The sequence below is a fragment of the Leclercia barmai genome (genome assembly GCF_049312895.1).
Classification (GTDB): domain Bacteria; phylum Pseudomonadota; class Gammaproteobacteria; order Enterobacterales; family Enterobacteriaceae; genus Enterobacter; species Enterobacter barmai.
The window spans coordinates 21,714-47,807 of record NZ_JBMNWZ010000009.1 but is presented as its reverse complement, the minus strand read 5'-3'; the positions used below and the strand labels follow the sequence as shown (position 1 = coordinate 47,807).

General features: G+C 57.2%; 25 protein-coding genes. 11 read left to right on the top strand and 14 right to left on the bottom strand.

Features of this window, described 5'->3' with window-relative positions; genetic code table 11:
* The first annotated feature begins 55 nt into the window (after window positions 1-55).
* The 6 genes from cpxP (at window position 56) to ACOYA6_RS21855 (ending at window position 6,188) form a co-directional block, all read left to right on the top strand.
* Complete coding sequence (cpxP, locus tag ACOYA6_RS21880; RefSeq protein ID WP_039032143.1) at window positions 56-556, top strand: cell-envelope stress modulator CpxP; 501 nt, start codon at window positions 56-58, stop codon at window positions 554-556.
* A gap of 153 nt (window positions 557-709) precedes the next feature.
* A complete protein-coding gene (gene fieF, locus ACOYA6_RS21875) occupies window positions 710-1,615 on the top strand; it encodes a CDF family cation-efflux transporter FieF (RefSeq protein WP_039032142.1) in 906 nt (301 codons plus the stop codon).
* Between the two features lie 174 nt (window positions 1,616-1,789).
* The gene (gene pfkA / locus ACOYA6_RS21870) at window positions 1,790-2,752 is read left to right on the top strand and encodes a 6-phosphofructokinase (RefSeq protein WP_039032141.1); all 963 of its coding nucleotides are present in this window, start codon (window positions 1,790-1,792) and stop codon (window positions 2,750-2,752) included.
* 213 nt (window positions 2,753-2,965) lie between these two features.
* On the top strand, window positions 2,966-3,955 hold the full coding sequence (locus ACOYA6_RS21865) for a sulfate ABC transporter substrate-binding protein (protein ID WP_039032140.1): 990 nt from the start codon (window positions 2,966-2,968) through the stop codon (window positions 3,953-3,955).
* Window positions 3,956-4,066: 111 nt separating this feature from the next.
* A complete protein-coding gene (locus tag ACOYA6_RS21860; RefSeq protein WP_039032139.1) occupies window positions 4,067-4,810 on the top strand; it encodes a CDP-diacylglycerol diphosphatase in 744 nt (247 codons plus the stop codon).
* Window positions 4,811-4,883: 73 nt separating this feature from the next.
* Window positions 4,884-6,188 (top strand): SLC13 family permease, encoded by a 1,305-nt coding sequence (locus ACOYA6_RS21855; protein WP_039032138.1) that lies wholly within the window; start codon window positions 4,884-4,886, stop codon window positions 6,186-6,188.
* Between the two features lie 81 nt (window positions 6,189-6,269).
* Here ACOYA6_RS21855 and tpiA read toward each other — a convergent pair whose 3' ends face one another.
* Together tpiA and ACOYA6_RS21845 are read right to left on the bottom strand one after the other, a co-directional pair.
* Window positions 6,270-7,037 (bottom strand): triose-phosphate isomerase, encoded by a 768-nt coding sequence (gene tpiA / locus ACOYA6_RS21850; protein ID WP_039032137.1) that lies wholly within the window; start codon window positions 7,035-7,037, stop codon window positions 6,270-6,272.
* Between the two features lie 110 nt (window positions 7,038-7,147).
* The gene (locus tag ACOYA6_RS21845; protein ID WP_039032136.1) at window positions 7,148-7,744 is read right to left on the bottom strand and encodes a DUF1454 family protein; all 597 of its coding nucleotides are present in this window, start codon (window positions 7,742-7,744) and stop codon (window positions 7,148-7,150) included.
* Window positions 7,745-7,857: 113 nt separating this feature from the next.
* Here ACOYA6_RS21845 and ACOYA6_RS21840 point away from each other — a divergent pair, with 113 nt between their 5' ends.
* On the top strand, window positions 7,858-8,277 hold the full coding sequence (locus tag ACOYA6_RS21840) for a DUF805 domain-containing protein (RefSeq protein WP_138370890.1): 420 nt from the start codon (window positions 7,858-7,860) through the stop codon (window positions 8,275-8,277).
* Here ACOYA6_RS21840 and fpr read toward each other — a convergent pair whose 3' ends face one another.
* The 4 genes from fpr to ACOYA6_RS21820 form a co-directional block, all read right to left on the bottom strand.
* Window positions 8,278-9,024, bottom strand: a complete 747-nt coding sequence (fpr, locus tag ACOYA6_RS21835) for a ferredoxin--NADP(+) reductase (protein WP_039032134.1) — start codon at window positions 9,022-9,024, stop codon at window positions 8,278-8,280.
* A gap of 96 nt (window positions 9,025-9,120) precedes the next feature.
* Window positions 9,121-10,131, bottom strand: a complete 1,011-nt coding sequence (gene glpX, locus ACOYA6_RS21830) for a class II fructose-bisphosphatase (protein ID WP_039032133.1) — start codon at window positions 10,129-10,131, stop codon at window positions 9,121-9,123.
* A 170-nt stretch (window positions 10,132-10,301) separates the two neighbouring features.
* Window positions 10,302-11,810: a glycerol kinase GlpK gene (glpK, locus tag ACOYA6_RS21825; RefSeq protein WP_039032132.1), complete on the bottom strand. Its 1,509-nt coding sequence runs from the start codon at window positions 11,808-11,810 to the stop codon at window positions 10,302-10,304.
* 21 nt (window positions 11,811-11,831) lie between these two features.
* Window positions 11,832-12,677, bottom strand: coding sequence for an MIP/aquaporin family protein (locus tag ACOYA6_RS21820; RefSeq protein ID WP_039032131.1), 846 nt, complete (start codon window positions 12,675-12,677; stop codon window positions 11,832-11,834).
* Window positions 12,678-13,078: 401 nt separating this feature from the next.
* Here ACOYA6_RS21820 and zapB point away from each other — a divergent pair, with 401 nt between their 5' ends.
* Window positions 13,079-13,318, top strand: a complete 240-nt coding sequence (zapB, locus tag ACOYA6_RS21815) for a septal ring assembly protein ZapB (protein WP_039032130.1) — start codon at window positions 13,079-13,081, stop codon at window positions 13,316-13,318.
* A gap of 80 nt (window positions 13,319-13,398) precedes the next feature.
* Here zapB and rraA read toward each other — a convergent pair whose 3' ends face one another.
* The 7 genes from rraA to priA all read right to left on the bottom strand — a co-directional run bounded on the left by rraA (window position 13,399) and on the right by priA (window position 21,365).
* A complete protein-coding gene (gene rraA / locus ACOYA6_RS21810; protein WP_039032129.1) occupies window positions 13,399-13,884 on the bottom strand; it encodes a ribonuclease E activity regulator RraA in 486 nt (161 codons plus the stop codon).
* 92 nt (window positions 13,885-13,976) lie between these two features.
* Window positions 13,977-14,903, bottom strand: coding sequence for a 1,4-dihydroxy-2-naphthoate polyprenyltransferase (menA, locus tag ACOYA6_RS21805; protein WP_139563834.1), 927 nt, complete (start codon window positions 14,901-14,903; stop codon window positions 13,977-13,979).
* Between the two features lie 62 nt (window positions 14,904-14,965).
* The gene (gene hslU / locus ACOYA6_RS21800) at window positions 14,966-16,297 is read right to left on the bottom strand and encodes an HslU--HslV peptidase ATPase subunit (RefSeq protein ID WP_039032127.1); all 1,332 of its coding nucleotides are present in this window, start codon (window positions 16,295-16,297) and stop codon (window positions 14,966-14,968) included.
* 9 nt (window positions 16,298-16,306) lie between these two features.
* Window positions 16,307-16,837 (bottom strand): ATP-dependent protease subunit HslV, encoded by a 531-nt coding sequence (gene hslV / locus ACOYA6_RS21795; protein WP_039032126.1) that lies wholly within the window; start codon window positions 16,835-16,837, stop codon window positions 16,307-16,309.
* Window positions 16,838-16,929: 92 nt separating this feature from the next.
* The gene (ftsN, locus tag ACOYA6_RS21790; protein WP_039032125.1) at window positions 16,930-17,913 is read right to left on the bottom strand and encodes a cell division protein FtsN; all 984 of its coding nucleotides are present in this window, start codon (window positions 17,911-17,913) and stop codon (window positions 16,930-16,932) included.
* Between the two features lie 93 nt (window positions 17,914-18,006).
* Window positions 18,007-19,032: a DNA-binding transcriptional regulator CytR gene (gene cytR / locus ACOYA6_RS21785; RefSeq protein ID WP_039032124.1), complete on the bottom strand. Its 1,026-nt coding sequence runs from the start codon at window positions 19,030-19,032 to the stop codon at window positions 18,007-18,009.
* A 134-nt stretch (window positions 19,033-19,166) separates the two neighbouring features.
* The gene (gene priA / locus ACOYA6_RS21780; RefSeq protein WP_422655413.1) at window positions 19,167-21,365 is read right to left on the bottom strand and encodes a primosomal protein N'; all 2,199 of its coding nucleotides are present in this window, start codon (window positions 21,363-21,365) and stop codon (window positions 19,167-19,169) included.
* 201 nt (window positions 21,366-21,566) lie between these two features.
* Here priA and rpmE point away from each other — a divergent pair, with 201 nt between their 5' ends.
* Entirely contained in the window at window positions 21,567-21,782 is a 216-nt protein-coding gene (rpmE, locus tag ACOYA6_RS21775; protein ID WP_039032122.1) for a 50S ribosomal protein L31, read from the top strand.
* 51 nt (window positions 21,783-21,833) lie between these two features.
* Here rpmE and metJ read toward each other — a convergent pair whose 3' ends face one another.
* Window positions 21,834-22,151, bottom strand: a complete 318-nt coding sequence (metJ, locus tag ACOYA6_RS21770; RefSeq protein WP_007369220.1) for a met regulon transcriptional regulator MetJ — start codon at window positions 22,149-22,151, stop codon at window positions 21,834-21,836.
* A 278-nt stretch (window positions 22,152-22,429) separates the two neighbouring features.
* Between metJ and metB the strand changes: the two genes are divergently transcribed.
* Both metB and ACOYA6_RS21760 read left to right on the top strand, forming a co-directional pair.
* On the top strand, window positions 22,430-23,590 hold the full coding sequence (metB, locus tag ACOYA6_RS21765; RefSeq protein WP_223075618.1) for a cystathionine gamma-synthase: 1,161 nt from the start codon (window positions 22,430-22,432) through the stop codon (window positions 23,588-23,590).
* A gap of 2 nt (window positions 23,591-23,592) precedes the next feature.
* Window positions 23,593-26,025, top strand: coding sequence for a bifunctional aspartate kinase/homoserine dehydrogenase II (locus ACOYA6_RS21760; RefSeq protein WP_039032120.1), 2,433 nt, complete (start codon window positions 23,593-23,595; stop codon window positions 26,023-26,025).
* Window positions 26,026-26,094: the final 69 nt, after the last annotated feature.

Sequence of the window (26,094 nt, the reverse complement as noted above, 5' to 3'; positions counted from 1 at the left end):
GAATCGTAGACTGTCTCTCGTTGAATCGCGACACGAAAGATTTTGGGAGTAAGTGATGCGCATAGTTACCGCTGCCGTCATGGCCTCAACGCTGGCGTTTAGTGCATTTAGCCAGGCTGCTGGAGCTATCACCGGCGATAACCGTTCCTCAGCAGAGGGTATTGCGCAGCAAAGCGGCCAGGGCCATATGTTTGACGGCATAAGTTTAACCGAACATCAGCGTCAACAGATGCGAGATCTGATGCAGCGGGCCCGGCATGACCAGCCCCCTGTTAATGTTAGCGAAATGGAGATAATGCATCGCCTTGTCACCGCAGAAAATTTTGACGAAAACGCTGTACGCGCTCAGGCAGATAAGATGGCGCAGGAACAGGTTGCCCGCCAGGTCGAGATGGCCCGGGTCCGCAACCAGATGTTTCACCTGCTAACGCCAGAGCAGCAAGCGGTTTTGAACCAGAAACACCAGCAACGTATGGATCAGTTGCGCGAGGTTGCACGGATGCAGAAGAACGCCGAATCGACGCTTTTTAGTAGCAATACCCGTAGTAACCAGTAGACCCTGTTTTCCTTGCCATAGACACCATCCCTGTCTTCCCCCTCATGATGAGGGGGTTTTTTTTGCCCATCATTAAAATGCGTTAATCCTTTATTCATCTTATTGACTCCCCTGCATCCGTTATACTAGCGGCATAGCATGACAGGAGTGTTTATGAATCAATCCTATGGACGGCTGGTCAGCCGGGCCGCAATCGCCGCGACAATCATGGCGTCGTGCCTGTTAGTGATTAAAATCTTCGCGTGGTGGTATACCGGTTCGGTCAGTATTCTGGCGGCGCTGGTCGACTCCCTGGTGGATATTGCCGCCTCGGTCACTAACCTCTGGGTGGTGCGCTACTCTCTGCAGCCGGCAGATGAAGAGCATACTTTTGGCCATGGCAAAGCGGAGTCGCTGGCGGCGCTGGCGCAAAGTATGTTTATCTCCGGTTCGGCGCTGTTCCTCTTTTTGACCGGTATTCAGCACCTGTATACCCCGTCGCCGATGAAAGATCCCGGCGTTGGCGTAGTGGTGACAATAATCGCACTTATAAGCACATTAGTTCTGGTAACGTTCCAGCGCTGGGTGGTACGCAAAACCCAAAGTCAGGCGGTACGGGCGGATATGCTTCATTATCAGTCTGATGTTATGATGAACGGCGCGATTCTTATTGCGCTCGGTCTGGCCTGGTATGGCTGGCACCGGGCCGATGCGCTGTTTGCGTTAGGGATTGGATTCTATATTTTATACAGTGCGTTACGTATGGGGTACGATGCGGTGCAATCGCTGCTCGATCGCGCACTGCCAGACGCAGAACGGCATGAAATCTTTGAAATTGTGACCTCCTGGCCAGGCGTCAGTGGCGCTCACGATCTTCGCACGCGGCAGTCAGGGCCGACCCGCTTTATTCAGATTCATTTAGAAATGGAAGATAACCTGCCGCTCGTTCAGGCACATCTGGTGGCTGAACAGGTTGAGCAGGCGATTTTGCAGCGTTTCCCGGGGTCAGACGTCATTATTCACCAGGATCCCTGCTCAGTCGTACCTAAGCCAGGCAATGGACATTTTGAGCTTTCGTAATTCGTTGTAAAAAAGTGAACCAGGGCAGCATTTTGTGGAAAAATAACCGCCATTTGGTCTGACCTGAATCAATTCAGCTGGAAGTGGTTGATATACTATTTGCAGTATTCGTTGGTCGATAGACGTCTTCCGGCAACAGATTTCATTTTTGCATTCCTAAGTTCAGAGGTAGTCATGATTAAGAAAATCGGTGTGTTGACAAGCGGCGGTGATGCGCCCGGCATGAACGCAGCAATTCGTGGCGTGGTTCGTGCTGCGTTGACGGAAGGTCTGGAAGTTTTTGGTATCTATGACGGTTATCTGGGCCTGTATGAAGATCGTATGGTGCAGCTCGACCGCTACAGTGTTTCCGACATGATTAACCGTGGCGGCACCTTCCTGGGCTCCGCACGCTTCCCGGAATTCCGCGACGAGCGCATCCGTGAAGTGGCTATCGAGAACATGAAAAAACGTGGCCTGGATGCGCTGGTTGTTATCGGCGGCGACGGCTCCTACATGGGTGCAAAACGCCTGACTGAAATGGGCTTCCCGTGCATCGGTCTGCCAGGCACCATCGACAACGACATCAAAGGTACCGACTACACCATCGGTTACTTCACTGCGCTGGGTACCGTTGTTGAAGCGATTGACCGTCTGCGCGACACCTCTTCTTCTCACCAGCGTATCTCCATCGTTGAAGTGATGGGCCGCTACTGTGGCGACCTGACCCTGGCGGCAGCCATTGCTGGTGGCTGTGAGTTCGTGGTGGTTCCGGAAGTGGAATTCAGCCGTGAAGACCTGGTGGCAGAAATCAAAGCCGGTATCGCCAAAGGTAAGAAACACGCTATCGTTGCCATCACCGAGCACATCTGCGACGTGGACGAGCTGGCGAAGTACATCGAAACCGAAACCAAACGCGAAACCCGCGCTACCGTTCTCGGCCACATCCAGCGCGGCGGCTCACCGGGTCCTTACGACCGTATCCTGGCTTCCCGTATGGGTGCCTACGCGATTGAGCTGCTGCAGCAGGGCTTCGGCGGTCGTTGCGTCGGTATTCAGAACGAAAAACTGGTTCACCATGACATCATCGACGCTATCGAAAACATGAAGCGTCCGTTCAAAGGTGACTGGCTGGACTGCGCGAAAAAGCTTTACTAATCAGCCGCTTGTTGCCGGGTGGCGCTGCGCCTTACCCGGCCTACAAAAGCAGGGTTCGTAGGCCCGGATCGCTGTGCGCCACCGGGCTTTTTTCTGTGCACAATACTGCTTTTTATTCCCGCAAGTTATAGCCAATCTTTTTTTATTCTTTAATCATTGGTTTGCTTTCTGGCACGCTGCATTCATCAAACACAACATTAAGAGAGTTGGACGATGAACAAATGGGGCGTGGGGTTAACTTTATTGCTGGCATCGACCAGCGTTCTGGCAAAGGATATCCAGTTACTGAACGTGTCTTACGATCCGACACGTGAGCTGTACGATCAGTACAACAAAGCGTTTGCCGCACACTGGAAACAGGAAACCGGCGATAACGTCGTGATCCGCCAGTCTCACGGCGGCTCCGGCAAGCAGGCGACCTCGGTGATTAACGGTATCGAAGCCGACGTTGTGACCCTGGCGCTGGCGTATGACGTGGATGCCATTGCAGAGCGCGGCCGTATCGATAAAAACTGGATCAAACGCCTGCCGGACAACTCTGCACCTTATACCTCCACCATCGTGTTCCTGGTGCGCAAAGGCAACCCGAAACAGATCCATGACTGGAACGATCTGGTTAAGCCGGGCGTGTCGGTCATCACCCCGAACCCAAAAAGCTCTGGCGGCGCACGCTGGAACTATCTGGCGGCATGGGGTTACGCCCTGCACCAGAACAATGGCGATCAGGCCAAGGCTCAGGAGTTCGTAAAAGCGCTGTTTAAGAACGTCGAAGTGCTGGATTCCGGTGCGCGCGGCGCGACTAACACCTTCGTTGAACGCGGCATTGGCGATGTGCTGATTGCGTGGGAAAACGAAGCGCTGCTGGCAACCAACGAGCTGGGCAAAGACAAGTTTGAAATCGTCACCCCAAGCGAATCCATTCTGGCTGAGCCAACCGTCTCCGTTGTCGACAAAGTGGTGGACAAGAAAGGCACCCAGGCCGTGGCGGAAGCCTACCTGAAGTACCTTTACACCCCGGAAGGCCAGGAGATTGCCGCGAAGAACTTCTACCGTCCTCGTGATGAGGCGGTGGCGAAGAAATATGAGAACGCGTTCCCGAAACTGAAGCTGTTCACTATCGATCAGGTCTTCGGCGGCTGGACGAAAGCACAGAAAGATCACTTCTCGAATGGCGGCACCTTCGATCAGATCAACCAGCGTTAATCGTCTCTTAAAGAACGACACGGTGACCCGGTGCGAGAAATCCGCCGGGTTTTTTATTTGGTCATCTTTATGCGTTACTCTTTCACTTCAAATGGATACAGGTAACGCGCTGTGAAAAAAATAATCGTGCTGGTGCTGATTGTCATCGCGCTCGCTGCGGGCGGCTGGCTGTGGATGAAAACGGGTAACCCAAATGCGCTACGGCATATCGTTCTTGACCAGTGTGTGCCCAATCAGATGCAAAACCGTAACCCGGCACCCTGCGCGCAGGTTAAGACGGATGCGGGATATGTGGTGTTTAAAGACCGCAACGGGCCGCTGCAGTATCTGCTGATGCCAACGTACCGCATCAACGGTACCGAAAGCCCGCTTCTGATCGAGGCCCATACGCCGAATTTCTTCTGGCTGGCGTGGCAGTCGCGCAACTTTATGAGCATGAAGCGGGGGAGAAGCGTGCCTGACAGCGCGGTTTCGCTGACCATCAACTCCCCGACCGGGCGCACGCAAAACCATTTTCATATCCACATCTCCTGCCTGCGCCCGGACGTGCGCGAGAAGCTCAATGCGAATCAGGGCCAAATCAGCACCCAGTGGCTGCCGTTCCCCGGCGGGCTGGAAGGGCATGAGTATCTGGCGCGCCGGGTAACGGAGGCTGAGCTGGTGAAGCGCAGTCCGTTTATGATGCTGGCAGAAGAGCTGCCGGAAGCGCGCGACCATATGGGACGCTTTGCGCTGGCGATGGCGCAGCAGTCCGACGGGTCGTTTGTGCTGCTGGCAACCGAACGCAATCTGCTGACGCTTAACCGCGCATCTGCTGAGGAATTGCAGGATCATCAATGCGATATCCTGAATTGACCCCACCATAAATAGCGTTTACTCGCCCCGCCTGTCGCCGTAGACTTGCTGAAAAATTCTACAGGAGACAGGTATGTCGCTCTGGTTAACTCATCCGCTGTTTCTGCCCTCGCTGATCGTCGGCGTCACTATTGTGCTCTGGGCCACCTCGCTGCTGCCGGAATTTATCACCGCGCTGCTGTTTTTTACCGCGGCGATGATCGCCAGAATTGCGCCGCCGGAGGTGATCTTCGGCGGTTTTGCATCGTCGGCGTTCTGGCTGGTATTCAGCGGATTCGTGCTGGGCGTGGCGATCCGCAAAACCGGGCTGGCGGACAGGGCGGCGCGGGCATTATCCTCCAGGCTGACCGACTCCTGGCCGCTGATGGTGGCAAGCGTGGTGCTGCTCACCTATGCGCTGGCGTTTGTCATGCCTTCCAACATGGGGCGTATTGCCCTTCTGATGCCCATTGTGGCGGCGATGGCGAAGCGGGCGGGCATTATCGACGGTTCCCGGGCGTGGTTCGGCCTGGCGCTGGCGGTGGGGTTTGGCACCTTCCAGCTGTCGGCCACTATCCTGCCTGCCAACGTGCCCAATCTGGTGATGAGCGGGGCGGCGGAGGGCTCGTACGGGATCCATCTCAACTATGTTCCGTACCTGCTGCTGCATACCCCGGTGCTGGGTATTCTCAAGGGCCTGATACTGATCGGCCTGATTTGCTGGCTGTTTCCTGGTGCGCCCAAACCGGCGCAGGATCTGACTCCGTCGGAGCCTATGGGCCGCGACGAAAAACGCCTCGCCTGGCTGCTGGCGGTGGTGCTGGTGATGTGGGTGACCGAAAGCTGGCACGGCATTGGCCCGGCGTGGACGGGGCTTGCGGCGTCGGTTGTGGTGATGCTGCCGCGCATGGGCTTTATTACCGGGGAGGAGTTCTCGGCCGGGGTGAATATGCGCACCTGTATCTACGTGGCGGGCATTCTGGGGCTGGCGATCACCGTGACGCAAACCGGGATTGGCAATGCCGTGGGTGAGGCGTTGATGCGGGTGATGCCGCTGGATGCTGACGCGCCGTTTACCAGTTTCCTCGCGCTGACCGGCATCACCACCGCGCTGAACTTTATCATGACAGCCAACGGCGTACCGGCCCTGTACACCACGCTGGCGCAAAGCTTCTCGGATGCCACCGGCTTTCCGTTATTATCGGTGATCATGATTCAGGTGCTGGGGTATTCCACGCCGCTGCTGCCGTATCAGGCGTCGCCGATTGTGGTGGCGATGGGGCTGGGAAGGGTGCCTGCGCGGGCGGGGATGCTGCTCTGTCTGGCGCTGGCGGTGGCAACGTATCTGGTGCTGCTGCCGCTGGATTATCTGTGGTTTAGCATGTTGGGACGGCTGTAAAAAAGCCCGGTGGCGCTGGCGCTTACCGGGCCTACAGAACCGTAGGGCGGGTTAGCGAAGCGCCACCCGCCACAAAGGCAATTACGCCTTTTTAGCGGCTTCTGCTGCTTTAACGATCACCGCGAAAGCGTCTGCTTTCAGGGATGCGCCGCCAACCAGCGCGCCGTCGATGTCCGGCTGGGTGAACAGCTCTGCGGCATTCGCTGCGTTTACGGAACCGCCATACTGGATGATCACTTGCTCAGCAACTTTCGCGTCGGCTTTCGCAATGTGGTCACGGATGAATTTGTGAACGGCCTGAGCCTGTGCCGGGGTTGCAGATTTGCCGGTACCGATCGCCCATACTGGCTCGTAAGCAATGACCGCGCCTTCGAACGCTGCCGCGCCCTGAGTGGTCAGCACTGCGTCGATCTGACGTGCGCACACTTCTTCAGTTTTGCCCGCTTCGTTTTCTGCTTCGGTTTCACCGATGCACAGAACCGGGATCAGACCCTGCTCTTTCAGCACCGCGAATTTCTTAGCGATGAACTCGTCGGACTCTTTGTGATAGGTGCGACGCTCAGAGTGGCCGATGATGATGTATTTCGCGCCGATATCTTTCAGCATTTCAGCGGAGGTTTCACCGGTGAACGCGCCAGACAGGTTAACGTCAACGTTTTGAGCACCCAGAACGATGTGGCTGCCGTCAGCCGCTTTCTTAGCCATATCCAGGTACATGTCCGGCGGAGCGATAGCAACAGCACAGCCAGTCACGCCAGCCAGCTCTTTACGCAGGTTAGCTACCAGTTCGTTTACCATGTGGCGGCTGCCGTTCAGTTTCCAGTTACCCATCACTAAAGGATGTCGCATTTCAATTCTCCACGCTCAAGAGCGAATTAAGGAATATGGCCACCCGATTGGGCAGCATGGTCTGTGAATCAGTATAGAGATTTTCCCTCGAAAGGCTTTGCTTTTTGTCATTAATTCGAGCCGCCGAGCGTCTCAGATAACGCCAGCTTAATCGGTTCAACAGCGAAGGTCAGCCCCTTTTCGCCGTTATCTGCCACCACATAGCGAACCGCGCCTTCCGTTTCGGCGTAGTAGCGTTTGTTTTTACCGGCGGTAAGCAGCTTTTGCAGTTTTTGCTGGCTCTGGGATTTGGTCAGCGCCGGGGTGAACGCGCGCAAAATTGCGCTCATATACTCCAGCGCTTTGGCTTTGGCGGCTTTCTGTTCCGGCCCCTGAATCGGCAGCCAGGTGACCTGCATACTCTTAATTTTGAGGGTTCCACGCTCCAGCGCTGTGGAGGCGTACAGATTCTCATTAATTTTGCTGGCAGCCCGGGTCAGGTTCGGGGTATCGCGCGCGCCGTCGATGGAGCGAAACTCACTGAGCGGCAGGGTTGGATTATCCTGATTAAAGGCTTCACGGAACAGGCTAATGGACTGATCGAACGTCGGCGCGCCCGGCATCACGTAGGGTGCGGTAGCCGGTGCGGAGGTCTCGGCAGCACGTAGAGAAAAGCTCGCACTTAACAGTGTTAAACCCAGCCAAATAAGGTGAAACCACATCTTCATCAATAAAGTCTCTGAATGTTACTGCCCACGATTAAAACGGGATCCGGCTGGCTTGTCAAAAGGATGCGACTCCAGGGTAAACTACGCTCCGCAATGATTTTAAGGAACCTGACATGACCATACAGCAGTGGTTGTTTGCATTCAAAGGGCGTATTGGACGCCGTGATTTCTGGATCTGGATTGGTGTATGGATTGTCGCCATGCTGGCTCTGTTTATTTTTGCCAATAACGCGTGGCTGAGCACCCAGACGGCGGCCTTCGCGCTGGTGTCGCTGCTGTGGCCGACCGCAGCGGTGTTAGTGAAACGTCTGCACGATCGTGGGCGTTCAGGGCTGTGGGCGCTGCTGGTGGTGCTGGCGTGGATGCTGCTGGCTGGCAACTGGTCGATGCTCCCTTCCATGCTGCCGTGGGTGGTTGGCAGGCTGATCCCCACCGTTATTTTTGTGATGATGATTGTCGACCTGGGCGCGTTCGTTGGCACCCAGGGCGAGAATAAATACGGTAAAGATACGATCGACGTGAAGTACCGCTGATTACCAGTAGTGCTCTGCGGTCATATGGCCCGGCCGACGGCGTAAATGTTTGGTCATCTGCCGGGTCTCTTTCAGCAGCTGCTGGGTGTCGCGCACCATCTGCGGGTTACCGCACAGCATCACATGGCTGGTGGCTGCATCCATTTTCAGACCTACGGCGGCTTCCAGTTCGCCATTTTCAATCAGGGCCGGAACGCGCCCGTTGAGTGATCCCGCGACGGTTTCGCGGCTCACTACCGTCTGGATTTTCACTTTTCCTTCATAGCGCTTCTGCAGCTCCTGCATCAACGGCAGGTAGCTCAGGTCTGCGGCATAGCGCGCGGCATGCACCAGCACGATATTGTTGAAGCGGTCGAGGTCTTGCCCGTACTGCAGGATCGACAGGTAAGGGCCGATGGCGGTACCGGTCGCCAGCATCCACAGCGTTTCGCAGTCCGGCACTTCATCCAGCACGAAGAAACCTGCGGCTTCGCTGACAACCTGGATCTCATCGTCGGGTTTTAGCGCCGCCAGGCGCGGGCTGAGTTTACCGTCGGGGACGGTGACAAGATAGAACTCGAGATCCGGGTTATCCGGCGCGTTGACATAGGAGTAGGCGCGCTGCACGCGTTCGCCGTCGATCTCCAGCCCCAGCTTGGCAAACTGCCCCGCCGTGAACGGGTGGATGGGCGCGTGAACGGTGAGACTAAATAGCGCATCGGTCCAGAACTCTACCTTTTTAACTTTGCCTGTTACCCAGTCTGCCATGATGTTCTCCTGTGCTTATGTCGGGATCTATCTTCCTTTCCTGGAGGGGAGATTTCCAGCCCGGGCGGGCCGGAAAGCTCAATCGATCAAACGGTTTTACAGAATGTGGGTCTGCACGTCGGGATCTTTGCGGTCCAGATAGTGAATCGACTGGATGCGGCGAATGGTGCGTGATTTACCCCGGATCAGCAGCGTTTCGGTGGTGGCCATGTTGCCTTTGCGGCTGATGCCGTCCAGCAGATCGCCTTTGGTGATCCCGGTGGCGGAGAAGATGACGTTATCGTTGCGGGCCATATCGTCCAGACGCAGCACGGTGTTGGCTGCAATCCCCATTGCCGCGCAGCGGGCCAGCTCCTGCTCGCCGATAAGGCGGTTCTCTTCGCTGTCGCCTTTCACGTCATGGCGCGCCAGCAGACGCCCGTGCATATCCCCGTCGAGGGCGCGGATCACCGCGGCAGAAACCACCCCTTCCGGTGCGCCGCCGATGCCGTACAGCACGTCAACTTCGCTGTCCGGCATGCAGGTAAGAATGGAGGCCGCCACGTCGCCGTCGGGGATGGCGAAGACGCGCACGCCGAGCTGCTGCATCTGGGCAATCACTGCATCGTGGCGCGGTTTAGCCAGGATAGTGACCGTTAGTTCGCTCAGCGGTTTATTGAGCGCGGCGGCGATGTTACGCAGGTTATCCGCCAGCGGCAGATTGAGGTCGATAACCCCTTTTGCGCCAGGGCCGACAATCAGCTTTTCCATATACATATCCGGCGCGTTGAGGAAGGTGCCTTTATCGCCCACGGCCAGCACTGCCAGCGCATTAGCCTGGCCCATGGCGGTCATGCGGGTGCCTTCAATCGGATCCACGGCGATATCCACCGCATCGCCTTTGCCGGTCCCGACTTTCTCGCCGATATAGAGCATTGGCGCTTCGTCGATTTCACCTTCGCCAATCACGATGGTGCCGTCGATGTTGACCTGGTTAAGCATGATGCGCATGGCGTGGACGGCTGCGCCGTCAGCGGTATTTTTGTCGCCACGGCCAAGCCACTTATAGCCTGCCAGGGCGGCAGCTTCGGTTACGCGGGAAAACTCGATAGCAAGTTCACGTTTCATCAGATACTCGTGCAATCAAAAGGAATTGCACGAAGTTTATCACAGAGTGGGGTGGGGTGCGGGCTGGGTCCCCCTCACCCCGGCCCTCTCCCCAAAGGGGCGAGGGTGTTCAAGTTCCCTCTCCCCTTTGGGGAGAGGGTTAGGGTGAGGGGTAAGGGGTAAGGCTTGTCTTACTCGTCGTGCTCTTCCCACGCCAGGGCGCGTTTCACTGCTTTCTTCCAGCCGCTGTAGCGGTAGTTGCGCTCGGTGGTTTCGATGCCCGGGCGGAATTCGCGTTCAATGACCGCTTTTTCCTGCAGTTCGTCCAGATTCTGCCAGAAGCCCACCGCCAGACCGGCAAGATAAGCCGCACCCAGCGCCGTCACTTCACGCACTTCCGGGCGCTCCACGCGGGTACCCAGAATGTCGGACTGGAACTGCATCAGGAAGTTGTTGGCAACCGCGCCGCCGTCCACACGCAGGGCGTGCAGGCGAATGCCGGAGTCGGCCTGCATCGCTTCCAGCACGTCGCGGGTCTGATAGGCAATCGACTCCAGCGTGGCGCGAATGATGTGGTTGGAGTTCACCCCACGCGTCAGGCCGAAAATCGCCCCGCGCGCATAGGGATCCCAGTACGGCGCACCCAGCCCGGTAAAGGCTGGCACCACGTACACGCCGTTGGTATCTTTCACCTTGGTGGCGAAATACTCTGAGTCAAAGGCGTCGCTGATCAGCTTCATCTCGTCGCGCAGCCACTGGATGGAAGCTCCCGCCATAAACACCGCGCCTTCCAGGGCGTAGTTTACTTCCCCGCGCGGGCCGCAGGCGATGGTGGTCAGCAGGCCATGCTCCGATTTCACCGCCTTCTCGCCGGTATTCATCAGCATGAAGCAGCCGGTGCCGTAGGTGTTTTTCGCCATCCCTTCCTTCACGCACAGCTGGCCAAACAGCGCCGCCTGCTGGTCACCGGCGATCCCGGCGATAGGAATACGCGTGCCGCCCTTACCGCCGATATTGGTCTGGCCGTAGATTTCCGAGGATTTACGCACCTGCGGCAGCATGGCGCGCGGAATGTCCAGCGCCTCCAGCATCTTGTCATCCCATTCCAGGGTGTTGATGTTGAACAGCATGGTACGCGAGGCGTTGGTGTAGTCGGTCACGTGGACGCGGCCCTGGGTCATCTTCCAGATAAGCCAGGTATCCACGGTGCCGAACAGCAGTTCGCCGCGTTTTGCCCGCTCGCGGGAGCCTTCAACGTGGTCGAGGATCCATTTCACCTTGGTGCCGGAGAAGTACGGGTCCACCACCAGGCCGGTGGCGCTACGCACGTACTCTTCCATACCGTCGCGCTTGAGCTTCTCGCAGATATCCGCGGTGCGGCGGCACTGCCAGACGATAGCGTTGTAAATCGGCTTACCGGTTTCGCGCTCCCAGACGATGGCCGTTTCACGCTGGTTGGTGATACCGATAGCGGCAATCTCATCGGAACTGATATCGGCTTTCGCCAGCACTTCAACCAGCGTCGAGCTTTGCGACGCCCAGATTTCCATTGGATCGTGCTCGACCCAGCCTGGCTTCGGATAAATTTGCTCGAATTCGCGCTGTGACACGCTGACGATGTTCGCGTCATGATCCATAACGACAGCGCGGGAGCTGGTCGTGCCCTGGTCGAGCGCAACGATATATTTTTTGTCGGTCATAGTTGTGGTCCCGTAGTCAGATTACAGCGAAGCGTTTTGTTGTGTGGCGGAGGAGGTGTCCTTCTCCTCGGCGACACAGGTGTCACACGGCAGGTGACGGCCAATCAGTTTACGATAGCCGAAGGCACCCAGCGCAGCACCTACAATGGGGCCGAACAGCGGCACCAGGAAATAAGGAATATCTTTACCGCCGGTGAAGGCAACGTCGCCCCAGCCCGCGAAGAAGGCAAACGTCTTGGGTCCCAGGTCGCGCGCCGGGTTCATGGCAAAGCCCGTCAGCGGTCCCATTGATGCACCGATTACCGCAATCAGCAGGCCAATCAGCAGCGGTGCCAGCGGCCCGCGTGGAATGCCGTTGCCGTCATCCCCCAGGGCCATAATGACGCCCATCAGGATCGCGGTAATCACCATCTCCACTGCGAAGGCTTGCACAAAGTTTATGTGCGGATTCGGATAGGTGGAGAAGATACCCGCCAGCTCAAGGCTTTCGGTACTGCCGCGCACCATCTGGTGCGTCTGTTCAAAGTCGATAAACAGATTGTAATAGAGCCCGTAAACTAACGCCGCTGCACAAAAGGCACCGGCAAACTGCGCAACAATGAAGGGGATCACCTTGCGTTTGTCGAAGCAGGCAAACAGCCACAGCGCGATGGTGACCGCAGGGTTGAGATGCGCACCAGAAACACCCGCCGTCAGGTAGATGGCCATCGCCACGCCCAGACCCCAGATGATGCTGATTTCCCACTGCCCGAAACTGGCGCCCGCCACTTTCAATGCAGCCACACATCCTACGCCAAAGAAAATCAACAACCCAGTACCCAGGAACTCTGCGATGCACTGGCCTTTTAAGGTTGATGTTTCACTCATAATCGGATCCTGAAAAGAATTAATGGTTATTGTTGGCGCGACGATTGTCGAAACCGCCACGATGTCCTGTAGACATAGTGTTAATTTATCGTTAACGAGCAAAAACGAGAAATATCGAACTTAAAATGTGTGTGCCGCGTCAACAAAATGAGCGATAACGCGCCATAAAGTGTGTGCGAGCGTTAATGAGCGAATGTGGGTAGAAGCATCCCGTTAACTAAAGTGTTAACAATTTAGGGGTATATGGTGCGAACGCACCAGGAGGAGGCTGAAAAGTGTTGCAAACCGCAATCTGCGCGGTCTGCCGCTGGACAGGGAGGGCGGGGCTCCATACAATCGACACCAGGTGTTGTGCGCGTTTACGTCAAGCGTCGCCTTGCAAATTCAGGAGAGGTAGGATTATGTCGTTAGAAGTGTTTGAGAAACTGGAATCCAAAGTACAGCAGGCGATTGATACCATCACCCTGCTGCAGATGGAAATCGAAGAGCTGAAAGAAAAAAACAACGCGCTGTCGCAGGAAATTCAGACTGCTCAGCACGGTCGCGAAGAGCTGGAGCGTGAAAACCACCACCTGCGCGAACAGCAGAACGGCTGGCAGGATCGTCTGCATGCCCTGCTGGGACGTATGGAAGAAGTCTGATTCCCGTTATCTTTTACGCTTAACGGCGTGAGAGAGAATGAGCAGGCCGGGTAAGGCGAAGCCGCCACCCGGCTTTTTTATTACTCGATATCCAGCGGATCTTCAGAGAGGATAATGCCGGTATTATCGGCATAGAGATGGTCGCCGGAGAAGAACGTCACACCGCCGAAATTGACGCGCACGTCGCTTTCGCCAATGCCTTCCCCTGCGGCACCCACCGGGATAGCAGCAATCGCCTGAATGCCCAGATCGAGCTCTTCGAGGTCGTCCACCTGACGCACCGCGCCGTAGACCACAATGCCTTCCCATTCGTTTTGCATGGCAAGGCGGGCCAGTTCGGCATCAATTAACGCGCGACGCACGGAGCCGCCGCCGTCGATCAGCAGAATGCGACCACGGCCGTTCTGTTCGAGCAGATCGTACAGCAACCCGTTATCCTCAAAACATTTAACCGTGATGATTTGTCCGCCAAATGACGACCGTCCACCAAAGTTGGAGAACAGCGGTTCTACGACGTTAACATCTTCCTGGTAGATGTCACAAAGCTCGGAGGTATCGTATTTCATAGGTTTAACGCTCTGTTGCTGCAAGTGATTTCAGTATATCGCGCGAAATGCATTGTTTGCAAAATCATCAATTGTTAATTGATATTTGTCAGCTAATTTAGCGTCTGGCTGAGAACAATCCCTATCACGAACAACAGGTTAGTTAGTAACGCCCCTTTTACCGTGCGTTCCAGCATTGGCGGCATGGCCGAGGCGCTCTGCTCGCGCATCACGTAACGTGCCTGTTTGAACAGCAGCGGCGCGGCAAGGATGAACAGCCAGCCCCACAGACTGTGCAGCGACAGCAGATTAAACAGCGCCAGACAGAACAGCGCACCCATCAGCAGGCAGGCATGGTAGCGGCGCGCGTTCACCGGCCCTAAACGGACCGCCAGGGTGTTTTTACCGTTCTGCCGATCGCTGTCGATATCGCGCAGGTTGTTGATATTGAGTACCGCCGTCGCCAGCAGGCCGCAGGCGGTGGCCGGCAGGAACAGGGCAGGGATCAGCGTGTGCGCCTGCAGATACCAGCTGCCCATCACGCTCAGCCAGCCGAAGAACACCAGTACGGAAATATCACCCAGACCAATGTATCCGTAAGGGCGGGTGCCGACGGTATAGGTGATCGCCGCGACGATGGCCAGCAGGCCGAGCACCAGGAAGCCAACCGCATCCGCCGGCGTTTTACAGGCCACCAGCACCAGTGCAATTCCGGAAAGACAGATCAGCGCGACGGTGATAATCAGCGCCCGTTTCATCTGCTCCTGGGTGATCACCCCCTTCTGCATCCCGCGCAGGGGCCCGATACGGTCAGGCTTATCGCTGCCCTTAACGGCATCGCCATAATCGTTGGCAAGGTTAGAGAGGATTTGCAGCAGACCGGCGGTAACCAGCGCCAGTGCGGCCACCAGCGGGTCGAAATGTCCCTGCCACCACGCGAGGGCGGTGCCGACAATAATGGCGGCGAAAGCGAGAGGAAGAGTTTTAGGACGCAGGCTTTCCAGCCAGGCACGTGTACGGCTGATTTCAGTCATAGTTATTTAGCCAATAAAAATGGGGCTTTTCAGCCCCATCATCAGTGATGAATATGCAATGACCGCGATTATAGGATAAAACGGCTCAGATCTTCATCTGCTACTAAAGCATCAAGGTGCTTACTCACATAGTCGGCATCAATGGTAATGCTCTCGCCGTTAAGGTCGCTGGCATCATAAGAGATGTCTTCCATCAGGCGTTCCAGCACGGTATGCAGACGACGCGCACCGATGTTCTCGGTGGTTTCGTTAACCTGCCATGCGGCCTGTGCGATACGCTTGATACCGTCTTCGGTGAACTCGATGTTCACGCCTTCGGTCGCCATCAGCGCTTTGTACTGCACGGTGATGGAGGCGTTCGGCTCGGTCAGGATGCGCTCGAAATCTTCAGTGGTCAGCGCCTGCAGCTCAACGCGGATCGGCAGACGACCCTGCAGTTCCGGGATCAGGTCAGACGGCTTGGCCACCTGGAACGCGCCGGAGGCGATAAACAGAATGTGGTCGGTTTTCACCATGCCATGCTTGGTGGAGACGGTGCAGCCTTCAACCAGTGGCAGCAGGTCACGCTGTACGCCTTCACGGGAAACGTCCGGGCCGGAGGATTCGCCGCGCTTACAGATTTTATCGATCTCATCGATAAATACGATGCCGTGCTGCTCAACCGCGTCGATAGCGTCCTGCTTCAGCTCTTCCGGGTTCACCAGCTTCGCCGCTTCTTCTTCAATCAGCAGCTTCATCGCGTCTTTGATTTTCAGCTTACGCGGCTTCTGCTTCTGCCCGCCCAGGTTCTGGAACATGGACTGCAGCTGGCTGGTCATCTCTTCCATGCCCGGCGGAGACATAATTTCTACGCCCATTGGCGCGGCAGCGAGATCGATCTCAATCTCTTTGTCGTCCAGCTGGCCTTCACGCAGTTTTTTGCGGAACGCCTGGCGCGCAGCAGACGGCTCGGCAGGCTGCTCTGCCTGGCCCCAGTTGTTCTTCGCCGGTGGGATCAGCACATCCAGGACGCGCTCTTCCGCCATCTCTTCGGCGCGATAGCGGTTTTTCTCAATGGACTGGACGCGAACCATTTTGATCGCGGAATCGGTTAGATCGCGGATGATAGAGTCCACTTCTTTCCCGACATAGCCCACTTCGGTGAACTTAGTCGCTTCGACTTTGATGAACGGCGCGTTGGCCAGTTTCGCCAGACGACGGGCGATCTCGGTTTTACCGACACCGGTCGGGCCGATCATCAGAATGTTTTTTGGCGTCACTTCATGGCGCAGCACTTCGTCCAGCTGCATACGACGCCAGCGGTTACGCAGGGCGATCGCCACAGAACGCTTGGCGTTATCCTGGCCGATAATGTGTTTGTTCAGTTCGCTGACAATTTCGCGTGGGGTCATTTCAGACATGAGAAATCCTTACGCCTTAGACGGCAATTCTTCGATGGTGTGGAAGTGGTTGGTATAGATGCAGATATCCCCTGCAATATCCAACGCCTTCACAGCGATATCGCGCGCGCTCAGGTCGGAGTTTTCCAACAGCGCACGGGCGGCGGCCTGGGCGTACGGGCCACCGGAACCGATAGCAATCAGGTCATTTTCTGGCTGCACCACGTCACCGTTACCGGTGATGATCAGCGAGGCATTTTCATCGGCAACCGCCAGCAGCGCTTCCAGCTTGCGCAGCATACGGTCGGTACGCCAGTCTTTCGCCAGCTCAACGGCGGCTTTCACCAGATGGCCCTGATGCATTTCCAGTTTACGTTCAAACAGCTCAAACAGCGTGAAGGCGTCAGCGGTACCGCCCGCAAAACCGGCGATCACTTTGTCGTTATACAGACGACGCACTTTTTTCACGTTGCCTTTCATGACGGTATTACCCAGCGTGGCCTGGCCATCACCGGCAATCACCACCTGGCCGTTACGGCGTACACTTACTATTGTTGTCACGAGCAGACCCCCTGGTTACAAATTCGGAATAGAGGCCCCGAGCCAGTGCTCAGGGCTGAATAGAATGATAGATGGGGGGGATTTTGGGGGTTTCAACCCCCGGAAGCGAGTCGAATGCAGTTTGCGTGACCAGCCATCTTCAGACGAGAGATGGTGCCATCGGCATTTTCTTTGCCTTTTACCGGGCCGATCACCACGCGATTCCAGCCGTTATTGGTGGTGATGCGTGAGTCAAAGCCCTCAAAGGCCAGCTGGGCACGCACGGTTTCCGCCTGCTCCGCGCCTTTAAATGAACCGCACTGTACCATCCAGCGACGTTCGTCTTTCTTCTCTGCCGTCTGCTTCGGTGCTTCGGTCTCTTTAGTGACCGGCGCGGCCTTCGGCTGCTGGGCGGTGGTATGCGCAGGCGTTTGCAGCAGATCCTGATACGGCTGCGCGTTGCTATTTTGCTTCGCAGGCTGCGTCTTCGGCTGTTGCGCCGGTTGCGTCTGCGCGGTACGTGGCTGCTGGTACGGCTGTTCCGTTGCCCGCGGCTGCGCTTTCTGCTGCTGTACCGTCTGGGTCTGCGCCCACTGCTGTTGTTGCTGAACCTGTTGCTGCGCCTGGCGCTGACGCTGCAGCGTTTGCTGGCGCTGTGCCGGCGTTTGCTCGTTCCACGGCACTTCGTTGAGCTGGGTAGGCTGCTGGCGCATATCGGCCTGCATCTGGGCCAGCAACTGGCGCTGTTCATTGGTTAACTGGGTAGGATCCACCACCTCGCCACCGGCAGAAGGCTCGGTTGGTGCACGCACGCCCGGCTGGCGGCTTTCAAGCTCTTTAATATAGCGCCAGCGCTCTTCCGGTTTCGGAGGCAAGCCGTTGCCGACAACTTTGTTGCCCTGCAGCGCTTCTGCTTCTTCTTTTTTATGGTGCGTAATGAACCAGAGGCCGCCGATGAATGCCACCAGTACCGCCGCCGCAATCGCGACCATGGCAGGCGAGACCGCAGGAAGGCTGCGTTGCGGTTTCCGTGAGCTACTCTTTTTGCGTCGCGAAGGTGCCGGCTGGCCGCGACGTACATAATCTCGTTGTGCCACTATCGTTTCGCTGTATTTTTTCGTTTGTCAGCCCGTCATGTTACTTAAGCGACGGGCCTTTGACCAGATGAGGACGTCTGAAAGGCGTTTACTTTAAGTCAGTGCCTGGGTTGAACCCCGAACAATCAATTCACAGTCCAGTAAACGGGAGCCGCTGCTAACCGTTTGTCCGTTCAGCTGATCCAGCAGCAACAGCATCGCTTCCCGGCCAATATCATAGCGGGGTTGCGCCACCGTCGAGAGCGGCGGATCGCAAAATTCAGACAGAGAAATGTTATCGAAGCCAATAATCGACAGGTCTTTCGGCACATTCAGGCCGCGCCGTTTGGCGTAAGAGAGTGCGCCCAGCGCCATTACGTCGCTATGGCAGAACACCGCAGTAGGCGGTTGCGGCAGCGACAGCAGTTTTTCCAGCGCCAGGCCGCCTGCGGCATAGGTAAAGTCGCCCCGGGCGATATAGTGCGGATCCACCGTCGCCCCGGTGCGGCGCAGCGCCTGAACATAGCCCTGCAGGCGATAGTGGCACAGCGGCATCTCTTCCGGTCCGGCGATACAGCCGATGCGTTTATGGCCGAGCTCCTGCAGATAGTTCACGGCATTGAACGCGGCGGTGAGGTTATCAATATGGACGGTCGGCAGCTCCAGCTCAGGAGCAAACTCGTTGGCCATCACCATTGGCGGTAAATTGCGCTGCTCTTCAATGCTGGCATCAAAAGGCAGACGGGAACCGAGCAGCAGCATGCCGTCGATCTGCTTGGTGATAATCAGGTCGATGAAGGTCTTTTCCTGCTGGTTCTGGTGCGCGCAGTCGCCAATCAGCACCAGGTAGCCCTGGGCGGCGGCGGTCACTTCGATGCCGCGGATGATTTCGCTGAAAAAGGGATCGCAGATGTCGGGCACAATGACCAGAATGGTGCGGGATTCGTTTCGTTTGACGTTTCGGCCCATGGCCTGGGGCAGATAACCCACCTCCAGCGCAGCCTGCTCAACGCGATTACGCGTGCTTTGCGAGACTTTGTCGGGATTCATTAAGGCTCGGGATACCGTTGCCGTTGAGACTTTTGCTTTCAGGGCAACATCTTTCATGGTCGCCGAGGCAACCTCTTTCCTGGACTTCAACCTCTTCTCCTCGCAGGCGTATCACCGCTCTTCTGACTGAATCAGTTTTATCAGATTGCGAATGGAAGCGGTTACAGAATTTTCATAAAAAGTGTGAGTCATGTTGAATTTTTCGATCCGCCTCCCACCATTTTTTAGCTTTCAATGGGATCGACGTCCAGCACCCACTTCACCTTACGTGCTTCCGGCAGGGTATTTATTAACGCCAGTGTTCCGCTGACGATATGTTGCAGACGCACCCGCGAAGGGTGTTGCAGCAGAATTTGCCAACGATAGCGTCCGCCGCGTTTGGGCGCTAATGCCGGAACCGGACCTAAAATCCACAGCTGATTATCCACCAGCGGGCTGGCCTGCAGCAGATTGCGCAGCTGCTGGAGGAACAGCGGCGCCTGCTGGTTGTTGTGATCCTCGGCGCGGATAATCACATGGCTGGTCCACGGCGGGAGTTGCAGGGTCTGACGCTCCGCCAGGGCCTGCTCGGCAAAGGCATCGTAGCCTTTATGCAGCAGGGTTTGCAGCAGCGGATGCTCGGGATGGTGGGTCTGCAGCACCACTTCGCCCTGTTTACCGGCGCGCCCGGCACGGCCCGCCACCTGGGTATAGAGCTGGGCAAAGCGCTCTGCAGAACGGAAATCCGCCGAGAACAGCGCGCCGTCAACGTCCAGCAGTGCCACCAGGGTGACGTCCGGGAAGTGGTGCCCTTTCGCCAGCATCTGGGTACCAATCAGGATGCGCGCCCCGCCGCGATGCACCTCCGCCAGCTGCTGCTCAAGCGCCCCTTTGCGGCTGGTGGTATCGCGGTCGATACGTGAGATGGCCACGCCGGGGAAGAAGGGGGTCAGCGCCTGCTCCAGCTGCTCTGTGCCCAGACCGACCGGCACCATGTGGGTGGAGCCGCAGGAAGGGCACTGGCGCGGCACCGGACGCTGGCTGTCGCAGTGGTGACAGCGCAAATGGTGCTGCGCCTGATGCAGGGTGTAATAGTGATCGCAGCGCGGGCACTCGGCTATCCAGCCGCAGTCGTGACACAGCAGCGCCGGGGCAAAGCCGCGACGGTTGAGAAACAGGATCACCTGGTTGTTGGCCTGCAGATGCTGGCGCATGCGGGTAATTAACGCCGGGGCTAATCCCGCCTGCACCTGCTGACCTTTCAGATCCAGCACGTGTTGCATGGCTGGCCGGGCATTACCCGCCCGTCGCGTCAGGCGTAATAGATGGTATTTACGCTGGCGCACGTTATGCAGCGTCTCCAGCGCAGGGGTCGCCGAACCAAGAATAATCGGGATCTGCTCGCTGTGGGCGCGGTAGACCGCCAGGTCACGGGCGTGATAGCGCCAGCCTTCCTGCTGTTTATAAGAGCTGTCGTGCTCTTCGTCGATAACGATGACGCCGAGATTTTTAAACGGCGTGAACAGGGATGAGCGGGTGCCAATCACAATCGCCGCTTCGCCATTTTTGGCTTTCAGCCAGGCGCTGAGGCGCTCGCTGTCGTTTAAGCCGGAGTGCAGTACCTCGACCGGGGCGTTAAACCGCTCGCGAAAACGGGCGATGGTCTGCGGCGTCAGGCCGATTTCCGGCACCATCACCAGCGCCTGTTTGCCCTGAGCCAGCACATTTTCCAGCACGCTCAGATAGACTTCGGTTTTACCGGAACCGGTGACGCCCGCCAGCAGCCAGGCCGAGAAGCGATCGGAGGCGCTGTGGATCGCGCCAACGGCGGTTGCCTGTTCGGTATTCAGCCGCAGACGGTCGCCCGCCACGCTAAAGCCGTCGCGCCAGTCGATAAGCGCCGGCGCTTCGCAGGCCAGCTCGCTCAGCCCTTTTTTGCGCAAGCTCTGCAGCGCCGCGTCGTTAAAATCGAGGCTCTCAACCTGGTGCCGCCAGATCCGGCCCTGGCGTAACGCCGCCAGCGCCTGCTGCTGTTTCGGGGAGCGTTTCAGGCTGTTGTTAATGTCCACCGCCTGGCCCTGCTCGGTGGCAAACCAGTACCACATCGGCGCGTGGCTGGCGCTTTTGCCCTGACGTAACAGAATGGGTAGGGCGTGAAACAGCACGTCGCCAATGGGATGATGATAATAGTCGGCGGCCCACAGCAGCAGTCGCCAGACGCTGGTGGAAAAGACCGGCTCGCTGTCCAGCACCTCAACCACGCTCTTCAGGTCACTGAGAGGCAGTTCGCTTTGCTGGCTGACGGAAACCACAACGCCCACACGCTGCTGTTTGCCAAACGGCACCGTCACGCGACAGCCCGCTACGGCCTGCATGCCGTCCGGCAGCAGGTAGTCGAAGGTGCGGGGAAGCGGAACGGGCAGGGCAACGTGAGCAACGGGCATCGAATCTTCCTGACTTGAAAAGTGGCGCGTTAGTATACACATTAGTGAAAGGCGGCGTGCGGATCAGTTTGCATACCCTGGTTAAATTCTGTATGATTCGCCGCCTTTGGTGCACTTTGCATCAAAGAACTTACATTCAACATCGCGTGGTGTCTGGCGTTAGGGCTGGAAGAGCGACGCGGCCTTAACTGAGGTTCTCCCATGAAAAAAGATATCCATCCTAAATACGAAATGATTACTGCAAACTGTTCTTGCGGTAACTCTATCCAGATCCGCTCCACCGTGGGTCACGATCTGAACCTGGACGTGTGCGGCCAGTGCCACCCGTTCTACACTGGTAAGCAGCGTGATGTTGCAACCGGTGGCCGTGTTGACCGCTTCAACAAGCGTTTCAGCATCCCTGGCTCTTCTAAGTAAGATGCATCCCGAAAAAAAAGCGCCGCAAGGCGCTTTTTTTGTATCTGCAAATCAGTATTCCCACGTATCCGGGTCGATACCCAGTTCACGCATGATCACCTTCGCCTCTTCCGGAATTTCATCGCTACGCTCTTTGCGCAGGTCTTCATCGTTCGGCAAAGGCTGGCCGGTAAACGCGTGCAGGAACGCTTCGCACAGCAGCTCGCTGTTGGTAGCGTGACGCAGGTTATTCACCTGACGACGCGTGCGCTCATCGGTGAGGATTTTTAACACCTTCAGAGGAATGGAAACCGTAATTTTTTTTACTTGTTCACTCTTCTTACCGTGCTCAGCGTATGGGCTGATATATTCGCCGCTCCATTCAGCCATGAGATACCTTTAATCCTCTCTGTCATTAATATGAGGCCGACACCGCAGCGGTTCGCAGGGTTTCGCGCCATAATCTCGCGTAGTTTACCGTAGAGACGCCGTCGTGACACGGATATTGCCTCTGCGGTATGCGCTAAAGCATATAATTTTAACGGCTATTTGCGCATTGCTCAATCTATACGCAAAGAAGTTTAGATGTCCAGATGTATTGACGTCCATATAATCAATGTTTACTCTGGTGCCTGACTTTTCATCCATTAAGCCAGGAAGCCTTCACCATGACGCGTAAACAGGCCACCATCGCAGTGCGTAGCGGATTGAATGACGACGAACAGTACGGCTGCGTTGTCCCGCCGATTCATCTCTCCAGTACCTATAACTTCACCGGATTTAATGAACCACGCGCCCATGACTACTCGCGCCGTGGCAACCCTACGCGTGATGTCACCCAGCGTGCGCTGGCGGAACTGGAAGGTGGCGCAGGCGCGGTGATGACCAACACCGGCATGTCGGCGATTCATCTGGTGACCACCGTGTTCCTGAAACCTGGCGATCTGCTGGTGGCCCCGCACGACTGTTACGGTGGCAGCTACCGTCTGTTCGACAGCCTGGCGAAGCGCGGTTGCTATCGCGTGCTGTTTGTCGATCAGGGTGATGAGCAGGCGCTGAAACAGGCGCTGGCAGAAAAACCGAAGCTGGTATTAATCGAAAGTCCAAGCAACCCGCTGCTGCGCGTTGTGGACATCGCAAAAATTTGTCAGCTTTCGAGGGATGCGGGAGCGATAAGTGTAGTGGATAATACGTTCCTCAGTCCGGCGCTGCAGAACCCGCTGGCACTGGGAGCAGATCTGGTATTGCATTCATGCACCAAATATCTGAACGGCCACTCGGATGTGGTTGCCGGGGTGGTGATTGCAAAAGATCCGGAAGTTGTCACCGAACTGGCATGGTGGGCGAATAACATCGGCGTCACCGGCAGCGCGTTCGACAGCTATCTGCTGCTGCGTGGTCTGCGCACCCTGTCGCCGCGTATGGACGTGGCGCAGCGTAATGCCCAGGCGATTGTCGATTTCCTGAAGACCCAGCCGCTGGTGAAAAAGCTTTATCACCCGTCGCTGCCGGAGAATCAGGGGCACGAGATTGCGGCGCGTCAGCAAAAGGGTTTTGGCGCGATGTTAAGCTTTGAACTGGATGGCGATGAGCAGACGCTGCGTCGCTTCCTGAGCGGGTTGTCACTGTTTACGCTGGCGGAATCTTTAGGTGGGGTTGAAAGCTTGATCTCCCACGCCGCCACCATGACGCACGCAGGCATGGCGCCAGAAGCGCGTGCCGCCGCCGGGATCTCTGAGACGCTGTTGCGTATCTCAACCGGTATTGAAGATTGTGAAGATTTAATTGCCGATCTGGAAAATGGCTTCCAGGTCGCAGCCAAGGGGTAATCATGAGTGTGATAGCGCAGGCAGGGGCGAAGGGTCGTCAGCTGCACAAGTTTGGTGGTAGTAGTCTTGCTGATGTGAAATGTTACCTGCGGGTCGCGGGGATCATGGCAGAGTATTCGATGCCGGGGGACATGATGGTTGTCTCCGCGGCGGGCAGCACCACCAACCAGTTGATTAGCTGGCTGAAGTTAAGCCAGACCGATCGTCTCTCTGCGCATCAGGTTCAACAAGCGTTACGCCGTTATCAGAGTGAACTGATCGCCGGTTTATTGCCTGCTGACGTAGCCGATGGCCTGATTAGCAACTTTATCCAGGATCTGGAGCGGCTGGCCGCGTTACTTGACAGCGGCGTGACCGATGCCGTCTACGCAGAAGTGGTGGGCCACGGCGAAGTGTGGTCTGCCCGTCTGATGGCGGCCGTCCTGCAACAGCAGGGGCTGGAGGCCGCATGGCTGGACGCGCGTGATTTCCTGCGTGCCGAACGTGGCGCTCAGCCGCAGGTGGATGAAGGCCTCTCCTATCCGCTGCTTCAGCAGCTGCTGGTGCAGCATCCGAACAAACGTATTGTCGTAACCGGCTTTATCAGCCGCAGCAACGCGGGTGAAACCGTGCTGCTGGGACGTAACGGCTCCGACTACTCCGCGACGCAGATCGGTGCCCTGGCGGGCGTCTCCCGCGTCACCATCTGGAGCGACGTGGCCGGCGTCTACAGTGCCGACCCGCGTAAGGTGAAAGATGCGTGCCTGCTGCCGCTGCTGCGTCTCGACGAAGCCAGCGAACTGGCGCGCCTCGCGGCCCCGGTTCTTCACGCCCGTACCCTGCAGCCGGTCTCCGGCAGCGATATCGACCTGCAGCTGCGCTGTAGCTATACGCCGGATCAGGGGTCAACCCGCATTGAGCGCGTGCTGGCCTCCGGCACGGGGGCGCGTATCGTTACCAGCCATGACGATATCTGCCTGATCGAGTTCCTCGTTCCGGCCGGGCAGGATTTCAAACAGGCGCATAAAGAGATTGATCTGATCCTCAAGCGTGCTCAGGTGCGTCCGCTGGCCGTGGGTGTGCATACTGACCGTCACCTGCTGCAGTTCTGCTACACCGCAGAAGTGGCCGACAGCGCGCTGAAAATTCTCGATGAAGCGGGCCTGCCGGGCGAGCTTCGTCTGCGTCAGGGGCTGGCGCTGATCGCCATGGTCGGCGCGGGCGTCACCCGTAACCCGCTGCACTGCCACCGTTTCTGGCAGCAGCTGAAAGGCCAGCCGGTTGAATTTACCTGGCAGTCCGAAGAGGGCATCAGCCTGGTGGCGGTGATGCGTACCGGGCCAACGGAGAGCCTGATCCAGGGGCTGCACCAGTCGCTGTTCCGCGCCGAAAAACGTATCGGCCTGATGCTGTTCGGGAAAGGCAATATCGGTTCCCGCTGGCTGGAGCTGTTTGCCCGCGAACAGACCACGCTTTCCGCGCGTACCGGCTTTGAATTTGTGCTGGCGGGGGTAGTGGACAGCCGCCGCAGCCTGCTCAGCTATGAAGGGCTGGACGCCAGCCGTGCGCTGGCCTTCTTCAACGACGAAGCCATTGAGCAGGATGAAGAGTCGCTGTTTCTGTGGATGCGTGCCCATCCGTATGACGACCTGGTGGTGCTGGATGTGACCGCCAGCGAGCAGCTGGCCGATCAGTATCTTGATTTTGCCAGCCACGGTTTCCACGTCATCAGTGCCAACAAACTGGCGGGTGCAAGCAATACCCGCAACTACCGTCAGATTCATGACGCGTTTGAAAAAACGGGCCGTCACTGGCTGTACAATGCCACCGTCGGCGCGGGTCTGCCGGTTAACCACACCGTGCGCGACCTGATCGAAAGCGGCGACAGCATTCTGGCGATCAGCGGTATTTTCTCCGGCACTCTCTCCTGGCTGTTCCTGCAGTTTGATGGCACCGTGCCGTTCACCGACCTGGTGGATCAGGCGTGGCAGCAGGGGCTGACCGAGCCGGACCCACGCGTTGACCTCTCCGGGAAAGACGTGATGCGTAAGCTGGTGATTGTGGCGCGTGAGGCGGGCTACGACATCGAGCCGAATCAGGTACGTGTGGAGTCGCTGGTGCCAGCGGGCTGCGAAGAGGGATCTGTCGATCACTTCTTCGAGAACGGCGATGCGCTGAACGAGCAGATGCTACAGCGTCTGGAAGCGGCTCGCGAAATGGGCCTGGTGCTGCGCTACGTGGCGCGTTTCGATGCCAACGGCAAAGCGCGCGTTGGGGTTGAGGCCGTGCGCCCTGAACATCCGCTGGCGGCGCTGCTGCCGTGCGATAACGTCTTTGCCATCGAAAGCCGCTGGTATCGCGATAACCCGCTGGTTATCCGTGGTCCGGGTGCGGGCCGCGACGTGACCGCCGGGGCAATCCAGTCAGATATCAACCGTCTGGCGCAGCTGCTGTAATCTTTGTGTTTTCCCCCTCTCCCCTAAGGGGAGAGGGAATAGTTACCCCATCCTGAACGTTTTTCACTT

Excerpts from the sequence above, each read along its gene's own strand:
- cpxP (WP_039032143.1), top strand. The coding sequence starts at position 56 with ATGCGCATAGTTACCGCTGCCGTCATGGCCTCAACGCTGGCGTTTAGT.
- fieF (WP_039032142.1), top strand. The coding sequence starts at position 710 with ATGAATCAATCCTATGGACGGCTGGTCAGCCGGGCCGCAATCGCCGCG.
- pfkA (WP_039032141.1), top strand. The coding sequence starts at position 1,790 with ATGATTAAGAAAATCGGTGTGTTGACAAGCGGCGGTGATGCGCCCGGC.
- ACOYA6_RS21865 (WP_039032140.1), top strand. The coding sequence starts at position 2,966 with ATGAACAAATGGGGCGTGGGGTTAACTTTATTGCTGGCATCGACCAGC.
- ACOYA6_RS21855 (WP_039032138.1), top strand. The coding sequence starts at position 4,884 with ATGTCGCTCTGGTTAACTCATCCGCTGTTTCTGCCCTCGCTGATCGTC.
- tpiA (WP_039032137.1), bottom strand. The coding sequence starts at position 7,037 with ATGCGACATCCTTTAGTGATGGGTAACTGGAAACTGAACGGCAGCCGC.
- ACOYA6_RS21845 (WP_039032136.1), bottom strand. The coding sequence starts at position 7,744 with ATGAAGATGTGGTTTCACCTTATTTGGCTGGGTTTAACACTGTTAAGT.
- ACOYA6_RS21840 (WP_138370890.1), top strand. The coding sequence starts at position 7,858 with ATGACCATACAGCAGTGGTTGTTTGCATTCAAAGGGCGTATTGGACGC.
- fpr (WP_039032134.1), bottom strand. The coding sequence starts at position 9,024 with ATGGCAGACTGGGTAACAGGCAAAGTTAAAAAGGTAGAGTTCTGGACC.
- glpX (WP_039032133.1), bottom strand. The coding sequence starts at position 10,131 with ATGAAACGTGAACTTGCTATCGAGTTTTCCCGCGTAACCGAAGCTGCC.
- glpK (WP_039032132.1), bottom strand. The coding sequence starts at position 11,810 with ATGACCGACAAAAAATATATCGTTGCGCTCGACCAGGGCACGACCAGC.
- ACOYA6_RS21820 (WP_039032131.1), bottom strand. The coding sequence starts at position 12,677 with ATGAGTGAAACATCAACCTTAAAAGGCCAGTGCATCGCAGAGTTCCTG.
- zapB (WP_039032130.1), top strand. The coding sequence starts at position 13,079 with ATGTCGTTAGAAGTGTTTGAGAAACTGGAATCCAAAGTACAGCAGGCG.
- rraA (WP_039032129.1), bottom strand. The coding sequence starts at position 13,884 with ATGAAATACGATACCTCCGAGCTTTGTGACATCTACCAGGAAGATGTT.
- hslU (WP_039032127.1), bottom strand. The coding sequence starts at position 16,297 with ATGTCTGAAATGACCCCACGCGAAATTGTCAGCGAACTGAACAAACAC.
- priA (WP_422655413.1), bottom strand. The coding sequence starts at position 21,365 with ATGCCCGTTGCTCACGTTGCCCTGCCCGTTCCGCTTCCCCGCACCTTC.
- rpmE (WP_039032122.1), top strand. The coding sequence starts at position 21,567 with ATGAAAAAAGATATCCATCCTAAATACGAAATGATTACTGCAAACTGT.
- metJ (WP_007369220.1), bottom strand. The coding sequence starts at position 22,151 with ATGGCTGAATGGAGCGGCGAATATATCAGCCCATACGCTGAGCACGGT.
- metB (WP_223075618.1), top strand. The coding sequence starts at position 22,430 with ATGACGCGTAAACAGGCCACCATCGCAGTGCGTAGCGGATTGAATGAC.
- ACOYA6_RS21760 (WP_039032120.1), top strand. The coding sequence starts at position 23,593 with ATGAGTGTGATAGCGCAGGCAGGGGCGAAGGGTCGTCAGCTGCACAAG.